This is a genomic window from Endozoicomonas sp. PH6C, assembly GCF_059322965.1.
Genome location: NZ_CP185342.1, coordinates 2,725,715 through 2,738,521, shown reverse-complemented (window position 1 = coordinate 2,738,521; position 12,807 = coordinate 2,725,715). Strand labels below are relative to the sequence as shown.

The 12,807-nt window shown below is 45.0% G+C and carries 9 protein-coding genes; 5 read left to right on the top strand and 4 right to left on the bottom strand.

Annotation, left to right across the window (positions count from 1 at the left end):
* Nucleotides 1–29 precede the first annotated feature (29 nt).
* Together ACOMG9_RS10295 and ACOMG9_RS10290 are read right to left on the bottom strand one after the other, a co-directional pair.
* The gene (locus tag ACOMG9_RS10295) at nucleotides 30–1,322 is read right to left on the bottom strand and encodes an MFS transporter (RefSeq protein WP_494530221.1); all 1,293 of its coding nucleotides are present in this window, start codon (nucleotides 1,320–1,322) and stop codon (nucleotides 30–32) included.
* Nucleotides 1,323–1,544: 222 nt separating this feature from the next.
* Nucleotides 1,545–2,309, bottom strand: coding sequence for a helix-turn-helix transcriptional regulator (locus ACOMG9_RS10290; protein WP_448216819.1), 765 nt, complete (start codon nucleotides 2,307–2,309; stop codon nucleotides 1,545–1,547).
* Nucleotides 2,310–2,944: 635 nt separating this feature from the next.
* Between ACOMG9_RS10290 and ACOMG9_RS10285 the strand changes: the two genes are divergently transcribed.
* From ACOMG9_RS10285 to ACOMG9_RS10275, 3 genes are all read left to right on the top strand, one after another.
* Nucleotides 2,945–4,144 (top strand): hypothetical protein, encoded by a 1,200-nt coding sequence (locus tag ACOMG9_RS10285; RefSeq protein ID WP_448216818.1) that lies wholly within the window; start codon nucleotides 2,945–2,947, stop codon nucleotides 4,142–4,144.
* 546 nt (nucleotides 4,145–4,690) lie between these two features.
* On the top strand, nucleotides 4,691–6,082 hold the full coding sequence (locus ACOMG9_RS10280) for a hypothetical protein (RefSeq protein ID WP_494530220.1): 1,392 nt from the start codon (nucleotides 4,691–4,693) through the stop codon (nucleotides 6,080–6,082).
* Nucleotides 6,083–6,476: 394 nt separating this feature from the next.
* The gene (locus ACOMG9_RS10275; protein WP_494530219.1) at nucleotides 6,477–7,709 is read left to right on the top strand and encodes a hypothetical protein; all 1,233 of its coding nucleotides are present in this window, start codon (nucleotides 6,477–6,479) and stop codon (nucleotides 7,707–7,709) included.
* Between the two features lie 21 nt (nucleotides 7,710–7,730).
* Here ACOMG9_RS10275 and ACOMG9_RS10270 read toward each other — a convergent pair whose 3' ends face one another.
* Nucleotides 7,731–8,174 carry a hypothetical protein gene (locus ACOMG9_RS10270; protein ID WP_448216814.1) on the bottom strand — a complete coding sequence of 148 codons (444 nt, stop codon included), beginning with the start codon at nucleotides 8,172–8,174 and terminating at the stop codon, nucleotides 7,731–7,733.
* Nucleotides 8,155–8,445 (bottom strand): FAD assembly factor SdhE, encoded by a 291-nt coding sequence (locus tag ACOMG9_RS10265; protein WP_422133527.1) that lies wholly within the window; start codon nucleotides 8,443–8,445, stop codon nucleotides 8,155–8,157. The genes ACOMG9_RS10270 and ACOMG9_RS10265 overlap by 20 nt, the downstream gene beginning before the upstream one ends.
* Before the next feature lie 248 nt (nucleotides 8,446–8,693).
* Between ACOMG9_RS10265 and ygfZ the strand changes: the two genes are divergently transcribed.
* Nucleotides 8,694–9,749, top strand: coding sequence for a CAF17-like 4Fe-4S cluster assembly/insertion protein YgfZ (gene ygfZ / locus ACOMG9_RS10260; RefSeq protein WP_494530218.1), 1,056 nt, complete (start codon nucleotides 8,694–8,696; stop codon nucleotides 9,747–9,749).
* A gap of 752 nt (nucleotides 9,750–10,501) precedes the next feature.
* Nucleotides 10,502–12,799 (top strand): adenosylmethionine decarboxylase, encoded by a 2,298-nt coding sequence (gene speD, locus ACOMG9_RS10255; RefSeq protein WP_494530217.1) that lies wholly within the window; start codon nucleotides 10,502–10,504, stop codon nucleotides 12,797–12,799.
* Nucleotides 12,800–12,807: the final 8 nt, after the last annotated feature.

The window sequence follows — 12,807 nt, the reverse complement described above, 5'->3', positions numbered from 1 at the left end:
ACCCACAGGCTTATAGACAAGAAATTTTTCTAAGCCCTGGGTTCCAGCTCTTCAGAAACAGGTGCATGGTTCGTTCTCTGTTCCGGCGATATCAGCATTGCCCCAAGACAACCGACAACCCCGGCGACCATCAGGTAAAATGCCGGTGCTGCCTGCAACTGTGTCACTCGAATCAACCCCATTGAGATAACCGGGCCAAATCCGGCAAAAATCATGGCAGCTATATTGTAAACGAAAGCCACTCCGGTAAAACGAATGCCTACTGGAAAGGCCGATACCAGCAACAAAAAGGAAATAGCATCAATACTTCCCCATAAGATGGCTCCAATGAGAGCAGTCACCGGCAGATTCGCATCGCCAGAAGCATACCAATGAAAAAGTGGCCAGGCCATCACAACAATCAGAAAAGAAGACCCCAGCATCAGATAGCGCCTGTCTAACCGATCAGCCAGCCAGCCCGTCAGCAGGCATACAGGCACTCCGACAAACATACTGATCCCATTGGCCACCGCCACTTCTCTGGCCGAATAATCAAGCAGCCCTGTCAGATAGCCAGGCATAAACAGGACCAGGATTGTCACAGCAACCAGCACCGGCATAACCAGCAGAAACCCGGTAAAAATTTTTGACTTGTATTGCGTCAAAAGGGTGCGCACTGGCACTCTCTCTGCTTCACCCTGAGCCAACAGCAGCCTGAAAGCTTCCGGCTCCACAAAATGTCTTCTGACGACATAACTGACAGCCCCAAGAGATCCACCCAGTATGAAGGGCACTCGCCAGCCCCAATCAATCATTTGCTCCACCGTCAACAGATAAACAAGAACCCCTTGCAGGCCAATGCCCAGAAGCGTTCCAGTCATAGTGGTTGCACTCAGGATACTGACAGCAAAACCCTTTGATTGAGCAGGGACGGTTTCATAGAGATAAACGAAAGCACCACAAAGCTCACCTGCAAAAGAAAACCCTTGCAAAAAACGTAAAACAGCAAGGAGTACAGGTGCCAGCAGCCCCCACTGAGCGTAACCGGGTAGCAGGCCAATCAATAATGTTGAGATAGCCATTAAGAGAATGGTGACCGTAAAACTGGATTTACGGCTATGGCGATCTCCCCAGTGACTGAAGGCGATAGCCCCAAGTGGCCTGGAAATGTACCCAAAAGCAAAAGTTACAAAGGTATTAATGAGTGAACTGGTAGTACCAGAAGCTGGAAAAAAAACCTGAGAGATATAAACTACCATGTACGCATACACAGTAAAATCGAAGGCTTCAAGGAGTCCGCCCATTGATGTAATCGCTACTACCTTTTTCTGGGACAAAGCCATAGCTAACTCTCTGAAAAATTCACAAGTAATATTGCAAAAAAATGACTTAACTTAATCTCAACAGGTCTGCAAAACAGCATCAGATATCATCTATCCGCTTCTGGGAGCCTGATCGGGAGTAGCACCTGCTCAGGAGCCTGTCGGAATTAAGACTATCCTGCGCGACAACGCAGGAGCAGTTTCCGCGCAGGGCAGTCTATTCCCGGTCAGTTTCCAGGTGCATCACCGATCGTTAGCCATAATCATAGACAGCTCTTTGAGACGTAAAGTAGGAGGCAGGAAGTCATGAAAGCCCACAGAAATCGCTGCCTCTATCAACTGGGCGACGGAATGCACATCAAACTTTTTCTTCAGATGCTCAATGTGGGACCGGATAGTGTTTTCAGACAGTGACAGAATGCCGGCAATTTGCTTGATCTGCTGATTGCAAATCAGGAAGAACAACACCTCGGACTCTCTGGGACTCAGGTTGGGCATGACACCCACACGAAATGTTGACTGACCTCTGGCTCGACCGTCCAGCTTCATCAGACAGCGGATGTTCATGGCTGCTTTCATCCATGACTGCGTCACCGAATAACCATGGCTGAGCACACCGTCTACCTGGTGCAGATGGTTGTAGTGAGGTTTTTTCCTGGAAATGTAGGCAAACCAGCCATTTCCTCCCGGATGCACATTCAGGACAGTAATCTCTTTTTTTTCCCTGATACAAATGTTGTTCTGCTCCACAATCTGGTCAGCACAGCGAGAGAATATGGGTGCTGGAATCTCTGAAAACCGTTTTCCACAGAGTTTGTAGCGGCGTGGAATACCGTACAACCGAAGAGAGTGCTCATTCATATAGAACGCTCTGGCATGGCAATCATGCACACCCCAGGCCTGCATGCGGTCGTGCTCCATAAAATGCATAAAGTCACTGGAGAGTTCCGGAGCGGAAGGTAAGTTATCGATAGAGGTCATTTTGTTATCACAATCGGTATGACTCAATACACCAGGTTTGCTCCTGCCCACCGTGGCCAGGCATAAAAAATTACAATCTGGACAACACTCTGAAATACTCACCGTAAGCCAGCTCAAAGTGACAAGAGTCACAATCCATTCAGTTGCAATTCAAGGCAAACCCAACCTGCGAATGAACAAGGATAGACCAATATTGACCATCCCTGTGCGATCGATCATATTTTTAAAAAATAAAGAACATAAGTACTCAACCATGCGAAATCATATTTTCTGACTTATTGTTCAGGCACTCGCGGCAACTGCTCCTGCGTTGCTCTAGCTCCTGCATCCATGCAGTCGTGATGCGTTGCAACTCTGGTCACATAGCTTGCTATGTGCCCGTCGTTGCGCCTTGCAGAGCACCTGCCCAATAAGCCAGAAATATTCGATTCCGTATGGCTGAGTACTTACAGCTCCGTTGACCTCAGCTCTCAACTATTTACCTGCTGTGGCACAATGAACTTTAATCAGTCCGTTTCGTAATCTTTCATTAGGGTTTTGACTGGACAGGTAAAAATGTGCTGTCTAAGCTTCCCGCTGCTCTTGGCATTCAAGCAAGCTATTGCATCCAGAAAACAACCTTTGTTTTTGGCTTTTATCCTTTAAGATGGTTTGTATAATTCATGAAGATACTTTCAAGTCTGTTTCTAGCCTTGATGCTGCCTTTTTGCTCTTTTCTCCGGGCTGCGAATAATGAAATTTTTGACGACGGCCTGCCGCCATATAATCATAAAGCCAAAATTAAAGTCACAAAATTCATGAATGGCTACTTGATCACCACCTCTAAAAAAATATCTGTCTCCATAAATCCGTTGGCTAAGACCATGCAAGGGAGTCAACCAATAAACAAAATTGAGTCCAAAGTTCGCTTTCAGAATAAAGAGTCTAATTTTCTTTATTACACTCTCAGTGGGTATGCATTAAAGGAGCCTTTGTTCCATCTGGTTTTAATTGAAGAACCAGAAGACTCTTCAAAATTGTATCTTGGTTACTATGAAGAGGATGAAGACAGTGTTATTGATACCACTGTTTTAAGTTCAACTCCTGCGTCCATCTTTCTAAAAAACGTTCTGAAAAAGTCTGACACATCGGCTTCCACAATCAATGGATTCAGCACCAACAACACTGTTTTACCACCTCATTCAGGGCAGTCTGCAAACGACACCTTGATAAATACCAATCTTACTTCCAGGAATACCACCGGGTTACAGGGTTTGATGCCGAAAGAGCCTGAGCTTAAGCCCTTCAGACCCATACTAAGTTTGGAAAAAGGGCAGGATTATGCAATCGAAGTAGTCTGGAAATCAAAGGATGCAATAACGTCAGTTGTAATGTCTGACACCAGTAGTATGACGTTTACAGCAGCCAGTACTTCAGCAACCGTGTCTTCATTGATACACCCTTCACCAGTCCAGTCTTCATCAATATTGTCTTCGACAAAACAAATACAGCCAGTCCCATTGGCAGAAATTTCCGAAAATGTCGGCACAGAGATTATTATCAAAGATAAAGACGGGATGACTCTGGCAACATTAAACCTTGATCTGGAGCCGGGTTATTTTTCGCTCAGTGATGAAAACGGATATTTGCTAGAGTACGGAATTGATCGGTTCGGGATTCATCAGCTCACTAAAATTCAAACTCATATTGAATATGTGAAAAAAAACGGATCTAATCCTGATCCGGAAAAACCTGAGCCTGACATCATGCGTAATTTTATTGCCGGACTTGTCGCATTTGGATTAGGCTGTGTTGGTTTGGTAGCATTTATAAACTATCGTAAGAATCGTTCCCCTGCGAGACTTGATGAAGTGCCTTTATAAAAAGACCCTGAGTTTATTTATACGCTCTCTTTTGCCAACGGTTGCAGCATTAGTGGCAATTACAGCTTTCATGTCCTCTATAACGAAATTTAACTGATTGTTTGGAGCAGTGAAACACCAGTATTCGTTATGGCAGCAATATAAGCAGATATTCGTCGCTGTGTTCATCAATAACTAAACACAGCGTCTACCTTGTGCAGATGGCTATGTAAGGCTTTTTCCTGGAAATGTAGAAAACCAACCATTTCTTCCCGTATGCACATTCAGGACAATAATTTTTGACCCTGATACCAATGTCGTTCTGCCAAACAACCCGCTCAGAAGAGCGAGACAATATGGCTACTGGAATTTCTGTAAACCGTTTTCCGCAGAGCTTGTAGTGGTTTGGAATATCGTACAACCAGAGAGAGTGCTCATGTATTTTGATTGGACAGATAACAATGTGATATCGAATTTTCCTGCTACCATAAACATCTGACAAAACTATTATGTTCGGAAAATAAAATTTTCTTTGATTTTTTATCCTTCAGGTGCTTTGTAAAAATCATGAAGTTACTTTCTAGCCTTCTTTTATCCCTGACGCTGCCCTTTTGTTCTTCTCTTTGGGCTGTGAATGATGAGATCAGACCAGACGGTGTGTTTCCATACGATCCTCAGGAATACGCCGCTGACGAAGGAGTTGGTGCTGTTCCTGAAAGGGACAGAAGAGAAGCGCGAAGGGGCAGTGGATCCTCTGGAGGCGGCTCAAAAGGAGGCGGCTCAAAAGGAGTTGGCTCAAAAGGAAGCGGCAACAAAGGGGGCAGTTACAAAGGAGGCGGTTACAAAGGAAGCGGTCATAAGGTGTCAAACTACATAAAATCATTAGCATCAGGCGCCAAAGTCAAACTCACAAAATTCATGAAAGGTTATTCCCTGACCACCTCTAAAAAAATATCTGTCTCCGTAAACCCGATAGGCAGTTCCCTGAGGGGAAGTCAGCCAGTAAAAAAAATTGAGTCCAAAGTCCAATTTCAAAGTAAAGAGTCTGGTTTTCTTTACTACACACTCAGGGGATATTTATTACGGAATATTTTGTTCCATCTGGTTTTAATTGAAAACCCGGAAGATTCCTCAAAATTGTATCTTGGTTACTATGAAGAGGATGAAGACAGTGTTATAGATACAGCTGTTTCCAGTTCAACGGCTGCGCCCATTTATTTGCAGGACGTTTTAAATAAATCTGACACGTCGGTTTCCAGTGGTTCTGACACCAATAGCACGGTTTTACCACCTCATTCAGGTCAGACTTCAAACGACACTTTTATAAATGCTAATTTAACTTCCCACAACACCACCAGATCGCTGGGTCTGATGCCAAAAAGACGTGAGCTTAAGCCCTTCAAACCCATTCTAAGTTTGGAAAAGGAGCAGGATTATTCAATCGAAGTCGTCTGGAAATCAAAGTCTGAAATAACGTCTGTTGCCATGTCTGACACCAGTACAATGACGTATACAACAATCAACCCTTCACCAACCCAGTCTTTATCACCACAGTCTTCATCAATAGCCTCTTCGAAGAGAGAAATACTGCCAGACGCCTCGGCCATTCCAGAAAATGTCGGCACACAGATCATTATCAAAGATAAAGAGGGGATGACTCTGGCAACATTAAACCTTGACCTGGAGCTGAGTTACTTTTCATTCAGTGATGAAAACGGATATTTGTTGGAGTACAGGATTGATGGGGACGGGATTCATCAGCTCACTAAAATTCATACCGAAACTGAATATGAGAATCAAGGCAGAATTGTTTTCACCTCTCAAGAAGGACATGATGATACCAGTCTAATCGTGGTTGGCTCAGTGGTTGCTGGGCTTCTATTACTCTACGTCGGTGCACTCGCATTAATACACTATTATGAGAATCATTGGGAGAAGAGACCTTACGCAAATCCTTGAGTTTTTTTATACGCTTCTCATTTGCTCCAGTTGCAGCACTGATGGCAGTTTCTACTGTAATAGTTTTTTTCAAAGACATTTAACATATAGTTTGATGCATGGAAGCACCGGCATTCATCAATACTAAGCGCAACCTGAAATAAACACGAGTACCATTCATGCAATCGACGACTTCTTTATTGGACAAGTAAAAATATGCTGTCTAAGCTTCCCACCAGTCTGAGCATCCGGGTCAGCTGTTGTTTCCGGCGAACAACTTTTTCTTTTGGTTTTTAACCTCTTCAGCTGGTTACCATAATTTATGAAGATATTTTCAAGCCTGCTTTTGGCTCTGCTGCTCCCTTTTTGTTCTTCTCTTTGGGCTGGGAATGAGAAGATCGGAGCAAATAGTTTGTTGCCATACGACTCTCATGAGTACGACGTTAATGAAGAAGGTGACGTTGTTTCTGAAAGGGACAAAAGGGAAGCGCGAAGAGATGGCGGCTCTTCAGGAGGCACTCACAAGCTAACAAACTACATAAATTCATTAGCATCAGGAGCCAGAATTAAACTCACAAAATTCTTGAAAGGTTACTCCCTGACTACCTCTAAAAAAATATCTGTCTCCGTAAACCCGCTGGGTAGGTCCATGCGGGGGAGTCAGCCAATTTACAAAATTGAGTCAAAAGTCCGCTTTCAAAGTAAGGAGTCTGATTTTCTTTACTACACACTCAGGGGGCATTCATTACAGGAGGTTTTGTTCCATCTGGTTTTAATTGAAAACCCGGTCGATTCCTCAAAATTGTATCTTGGCTACTATCAAGAGAGTGAAGACAGTGTTATAGATACAGCTGTTTCCAGTCCATCGGCTGCGCCCATCTATTTGCAGAACGTTTTAAATAAGTCTGACTTACCGGTTTCAGTCACCAATGCTACTGACACTAATAGCACGATTCTAAAACCTCATTCAGGCCAGTCTTCAAACGATACTTTTATAAATGCTAACTTGACTTCCCATAATACCACCGGGCCAGAGGGTTTGATCCCAAAAAGGGGTGAGTTTAAGCCCTTCAAACCTATTCTAAGCTTGGAAAAAAAGCTGGATTATTCGATCGAAGTCGTTTGGAAAGCAAGGGCTGAAAGAACCTCGGTTACCCTGTCTGACACTGGTCTAATGACGTATACAACAATCAACCCTTCTCCAATCCGGTCTTTATCAATATCCTCTTCAACAAGAGATATACTGCCAGACGCCTCAGCGGCCATTCCTGAAAATGTTGGTACAGAGATTATTACCAAAGATCAAGACGGGATGACTCTGGCAACATTAAGTCTTGACCTGGAGCCGAATTACTTTTCGTTCAGTGACGAAAACGAATATTTGCTGGAGTACAGGATTGATGGCGATGGAATTCATCAGCTCACTGAAGTTCAGACCGATACTGAATATGTAAACAGAAATGGAAATAGAGACAGAAACGGAAATCTGGCAAAACCTGAACCTGCCTGCTCAATCCATTGTGCTTTGGCGTTAGTCGTCGCGATTGGTCTAGGTTGCATGGGTTTTGCAATAATGATAGTCAAGTATCAGGATCGTCGACTCGAGAGACAACATTATAGATTCCAGCGAAACCTGTTCGGTGAATAGCCCCCTATGATTCAGTGGCTATCAATTTCTTCCTTCAGTCATCAACAGCAAGCGCAACCTCAAAGCATGCAGCGATTCAGGGTGATCAGAGTCTTTGAAAAAATTCACTGAATAATTTCGCTCATCCTCCCCACGAAATCTCAGACACATCAGCCATGGCAATACCAGCCATTCCCCCCTTGGTCGGCATGTCTGCCAACCTTTATGAGTCTCGATAAACCATCGATCTCCATGCCAGCGAATAGCCAGCACACTGGTGCCAATACTCTTTTTTAGCCGCAACAGATAATAATGAATGGCGTAGGCATTCAGGCCTGCAAAAAACAATAGGGAGTAAATAAAATCAAGAGAGGTGAAAAACAGTGCCAGACTGGCAAGCAGATAACAGAAAACAGCCAGTATGAAGTGACGAACAGAAAGGCCTGCCCGCACTTCAATCAGGGTATCATTGGATGCTAACCGCATTCTTCAAACCACTCGCTAAACCACTACGGGCATATTGCAGAACTTTGTCCACCATACTTGCCAGCCCAGGGTCCTGAGGACGACCTTCTCCCATAAACCAGGCAAACAGGTCCGGATCTTCGCAATCAATTAATTTCAAGTAGACAGACTGATCTTCCACAGAGAGTTTTTTAAAAACCTGATTGGTGAAGGGCTCGAGCAAGACATCCAGCTCCAGCATACCGCGTCGACTGTGCCATTGCAGGCGTCTGAAATCATCAGCGCTCAACATTATCGCAATACTCCCTTGATTGAGTTCGATAAACAGGAACAGAAAGTCTTGTCACAGGACCAGAAGCCTGTCTAAAAGTAGACAGGACAAGCATCTTGTTTCCAGCGACGAGTATTATACGGTTTAGTTAGAGTCCTGAATACTCTATATTATGACGACTAACATTCACCCGCCCTTATCTGTATCCATTGCCAGCCAGCGGGGATACTGAAATCAGCATACTTTCGAAACATTGCAGAGAATGGATCATGACTAACGATCAAGAAGAAAGATTCCAACAGTTTTTTACTGAACGGGGCGCTCGTTATGAAAACGGCAAACTGCTTGACTTTGGTGAGGCCTCTTCAGCAGCCGAACCGGAAAGCCGGATATTATCTGTTCTGGATCAAAAAGCACTTTTGCAGGTTTCTGGCCCGGATAGTCTGAAATTTCTCCAGGGACAACTCACTTGCAATCTTGATACGCTTGCGACTGACCAGTTTTGCGGGGGAGCGGCCTGCACCCCCAAAGGTAGAATGTTCACCAGCTTCAGACTGCTCATGGCCGGTGAAGATCAATTTATGATGGCTATGCATCAGGGGCTGGTTGAGAGCACCCGGACCGGCCTGGGAAAATACGCTGTTTTTTATAAAACCGAACTGACCCCTGACCAGAAGTATGTTTGTCTGGGGCTTTCCGGAAATGCTGTTGAAGAGAAAATTGCCAGTCTCTTTAATGATGTTCCCGATGGCAACAGCGCGCTCAATATTGATCAGCAGGGTTGGCTTCTGAATGTTTCCGGGAGCCTGAATCGTTTTGAACTCTGGATTACCTTCGAGCATCTGGCAACACTCTGGGACAAACTCACTGAGCAGTTCTCACCCGCAGGGCATCAGCACTGGCAGCTGCTGGACTGTCTCGCAGTCGAGCCCTGCCTGTCACCGGAAACCGCAAATAATTACATTCCGCAGCATCTCAACCTGCCCTCACTGAAAAGTGTCAGCTTCAGAAAAGGCTGCTACACCGGCCAGGAAATAGTTGCCCGCATGCAAAATCTGGGGCAGCTTAAGAGTCGTTGCTATCGCCTCAGCTCTGACCAACAGCTGAGGCTGGAACCTGATACGCGCCTGTTCAATAGCACAGGCAAAGCTATAGGTGAAGTGATTGAAAGCGTTCAAACCGGACAGGGAACAGAACTGCTGGCGGTGATTCGAGTTGAATCCGCCCAGGAAAATGATATTCGACTGGATGGCGGTGAAGGACAAAAACTCAATTGTCAGCCACTGCCTTACGAAGTGGATCCCAAACAGGAACTGCAATTTTAAAAAGTGTCTAACTGCCAGTGAACTCTAAGTACTCAGCCATACGGAATCGAATATTTCTGGCTTATTGGGCAGGTGCTCTGCAAGGCGCAATGACGGGAACATAGCAAGCTATGTGACCAGAGTTGCAACGCAGTCAGAGTGCCTGAACAATGAGTCAGAAAGTATGATTTCGTAGGGTTGAGTACTTAAACCAGGGTACCTGCACATTAACAGAAGGTACCTCTGGCTTCAGATGCTCAGAACACCATCAGCTGAATACTGAGCATTCATTCTCTTGAGCTATTCCCGACGAATAACCCTTCGATAATATAAAACATTGTCGTTTGTCCTGAAACCTCCACAAGCCGGTAATCTGTGCTTTAAAGTAGCGCTACCGGCTGCAATAAACAAACAATCCAAAGATGTAAATTTCATATCGTTTTGGAAAACGTTTTAGCTTTATTTATGAAATTTCCGGTCTAGCAGCCTGTCGGACTTAAGACTGTCCTACACGGCAACTGCTCCTGCGTTGCTCTAGCTCCTGCATCCATGCAGTCGTGCGGTTGCAATAAATTGGTCTAAAAATCCCTGTTTCTTCGTCAAATAGCTCGCTATTCTCCTCAGAAACAGAGATTTTTATCCTCAATTTCTTGCAATCCTCGCTACGGACGCTTAAGTCCGACAGGCTGCTAGGATGAGTAGCGCCCTTAAAATGAATTGTCACGGCACGGATGCTTTTGTTTTAACTTTTAAAAATCAGGCAGAGTGCAGTTATGAACATTTCCAGATCCGGGTCAGGGGTCGTGATATTTTCAGCAATCTATGCCCTCTCTTGTCATGCTTTGCCCTCAGGTGGCTCAACGGACAGTTCCATCGTTAGAGAGGTTTCAAGTTGTTCTGAATTGACCCGTAGTGTCGACAGGGATGTGTGCAGTCGCCATTTACCTGCTTTTAAGGCGCTTATCAGGGAGAAGAACAATCAGGTATTTCTGTCAACATCTTCGCCAGGAACTTCTTCAGACGCTTCTTCAGGCATTCCCCCAACTTCTCCCCCAATGTCTGAGCCAATTCCTGAAACAATCAAGATAATAAAAATATCTGCGTCAACACAAAAACCGGGTCATGAGTTTTTTGAAACTTCGAATCCAACATTGTTTATTTTTGATGCAGAACGATCACCCGGTAAGGGACAAGCCGCCGTCTATGAATTACCACTGTCAGAATTCATAACTGGCGATGGCAAAAGAATCAACAGTTTTCATCTGCCGGATAATTCAGCTTTTGTGGGGAACAGTGCAGACATTCTGCCAGAATTTGTGATTGGGGGAGTTCTACAGAATCATTTTGTGATGTCGGCACCTCATCATGATTCTGTGTATTATCTGGCGAATATCAAAATTAATTCCAGAAACCCTCTGGATAAAAGCGTTTCAACAGCGACAGCTGCCACAGGACAGTCCGATACAATCCCGACCACACTGCGTTATTCACCGACAGGCATTATGGATCTCAGGGGCGCGGGTATTTTCGTTGCAGACAACATCAGAGTGGTAGTGGTTCCTGCAGATAACGAAATGGGGATCAAACCGATATATCTCGGTTGTGCCTGTTATGATGGCAGGGGAACAGAGGCAAATTTCATCTATCGATTTATGCACTCTGAATTTGATCTTCTGCAAGACGTACAGAAATTAACAGGCATTCAAAGCGCTGCATTGAATGTTGAATGTTTTGAGCAAACAGGGCAAGTACACTTGACCCTGAAAAACACTAAAACCGTCATAGCTGCACCCACTGAAACTGACACACCCAGATCCGGGTCACTACCTGGATCGCAACAAAGCCGTAGTGTGTTGTTCTCCATGAACTTATGGCCCAGAGAAAATATTCTGAGCTTTGTCGATGCTACCTGTAACAGTGTCGTTGATCAGCATGATAATGATCTATCCATTGACTCAGCTCATCCAGCAGATCCCTATCACTATATGGGTGGCGTTTTTGGCAGTAATAACTGTTCCAATATCAAAATGGTTAATGGACCCTTTGGATTAAAAAACAGAGAGCAGGCATGGGGTTGGATATCCGTAGACGACACTGATCAACACAGTTGTACGACTCTGTTTGAAAAGGTTTATCGAACAGGATTTGCCCCAGTGCGCACATGGGCCAGGGCGGGTTTTGATGTTAAGTGTGATTCTTCTGTGCCAACACTCGGTTCATCACCCGCATTCATTCCTGATGCAGGTGATACGGGCGCTATGTTTATGAATAATATTGAAACAGCAGAGTCACAAAGACTGGAAAGGTTAGCCACATGGGAAAAAGTAGGCTTAGGTGCTGGCTTCTCTATTTTGAATCAGGCTATAACTCAAACCTGGTTCCACCTTTCAAAACTTATCAAGCAGGCCTGGATAAGACATACCAGTCAGGTGTTAGCGGCGACATTGGGTTTGGGTCTTCCGGCTCTCCCGTTGTTACCGGAATGTATTATTGGATTGAGAAGAAAGTCAGGACATAACCCATCAGGGGATCCTGGTCTATTGAGACGTCCAGATCTATATCAACCAGGTAATTTATTAGCGACATCTTCCGTTACTCAAGGATCTTTTGCTGAATTAGCTGTTTCCATAGCGCATGATGGGCGTTGGCCCACCCACGACCATACTTCCATCACTGGTGAAGAACAGGCGGATCACTTTATTACCCGTGATGGGATAACCTTTGCGGGCACGCATTTGATCCTCGACTTTTGGGGAGCTGAAAAGCTGGATCACCCCGCTCTGATGGAACAAGCACTGCGTGATGCGGTTGCAAAGGCAGGTGCTACCTTGTTGCATATCCATCTTCATCGCTTCGAGCCCAATGGCGGCATTTCTGGCGTTGCAATACTGGCTGAGTCGCATATCAGTGTGCACACCTGGCCAGAGAGGGACTTCGCGGCGTTCGATATCTTTGTCTGTGGTGATGCTCAGCCAGGATCAGCGATTCCGGTCTTAAAGGCCGCCTTCAATCCTGACTCGGTTAATATGGTTGAGCACTTGCGCGGTCAGGTACTCAGCGAAAGTGAGTAAAGCATTTA

Excerpts from the sequence above, each read along its gene's own strand:
- ACOMG9_RS10295 (WP_494530221.1), bottom strand. The coding sequence starts at position 1,322 with ATGGCTTTGTCCCAGAAAAAGGTAGTAGCGATTACATCAATGGGCGGA.
- ACOMG9_RS10285 (WP_448216818.1), top strand. The coding sequence starts at position 2,945 with ATGAAGATACTTTCAAGTCTGTTTCTAGCCTTGATGCTGCCTTTTTGC.
- ACOMG9_RS10280 (WP_494530220.1), top strand. The coding sequence starts at position 4,691 with ATGAAGTTACTTTCTAGCCTTCTTTTATCCCTGACGCTGCCCTTTTGT.
- ACOMG9_RS10270 (WP_448216814.1), bottom strand. The coding sequence starts at position 8,174 with ATGCGGTTAGCATCCAATGATACCCTGATTGAAGTGCGGGCAGGCCTT.
- ACOMG9_RS10265 (WP_422133527.1), bottom strand. The coding sequence starts at position 8,445 with ATGTTGAGCGCTGATGATTTCAGACGCCTGCAATGGCACAGTCGACGC.
- ygfZ (WP_494530218.1), top strand. The coding sequence starts at position 8,694 with ATGACTAACGATCAAGAAGAAAGATTCCAACAGTTTTTTACTGAACGG.
- speD (WP_494530217.1), top strand. The coding sequence starts at position 10,502 with ATGAACATTTCCAGATCCGGGTCAGGGGTCGTGATATTTTCAGCAATC.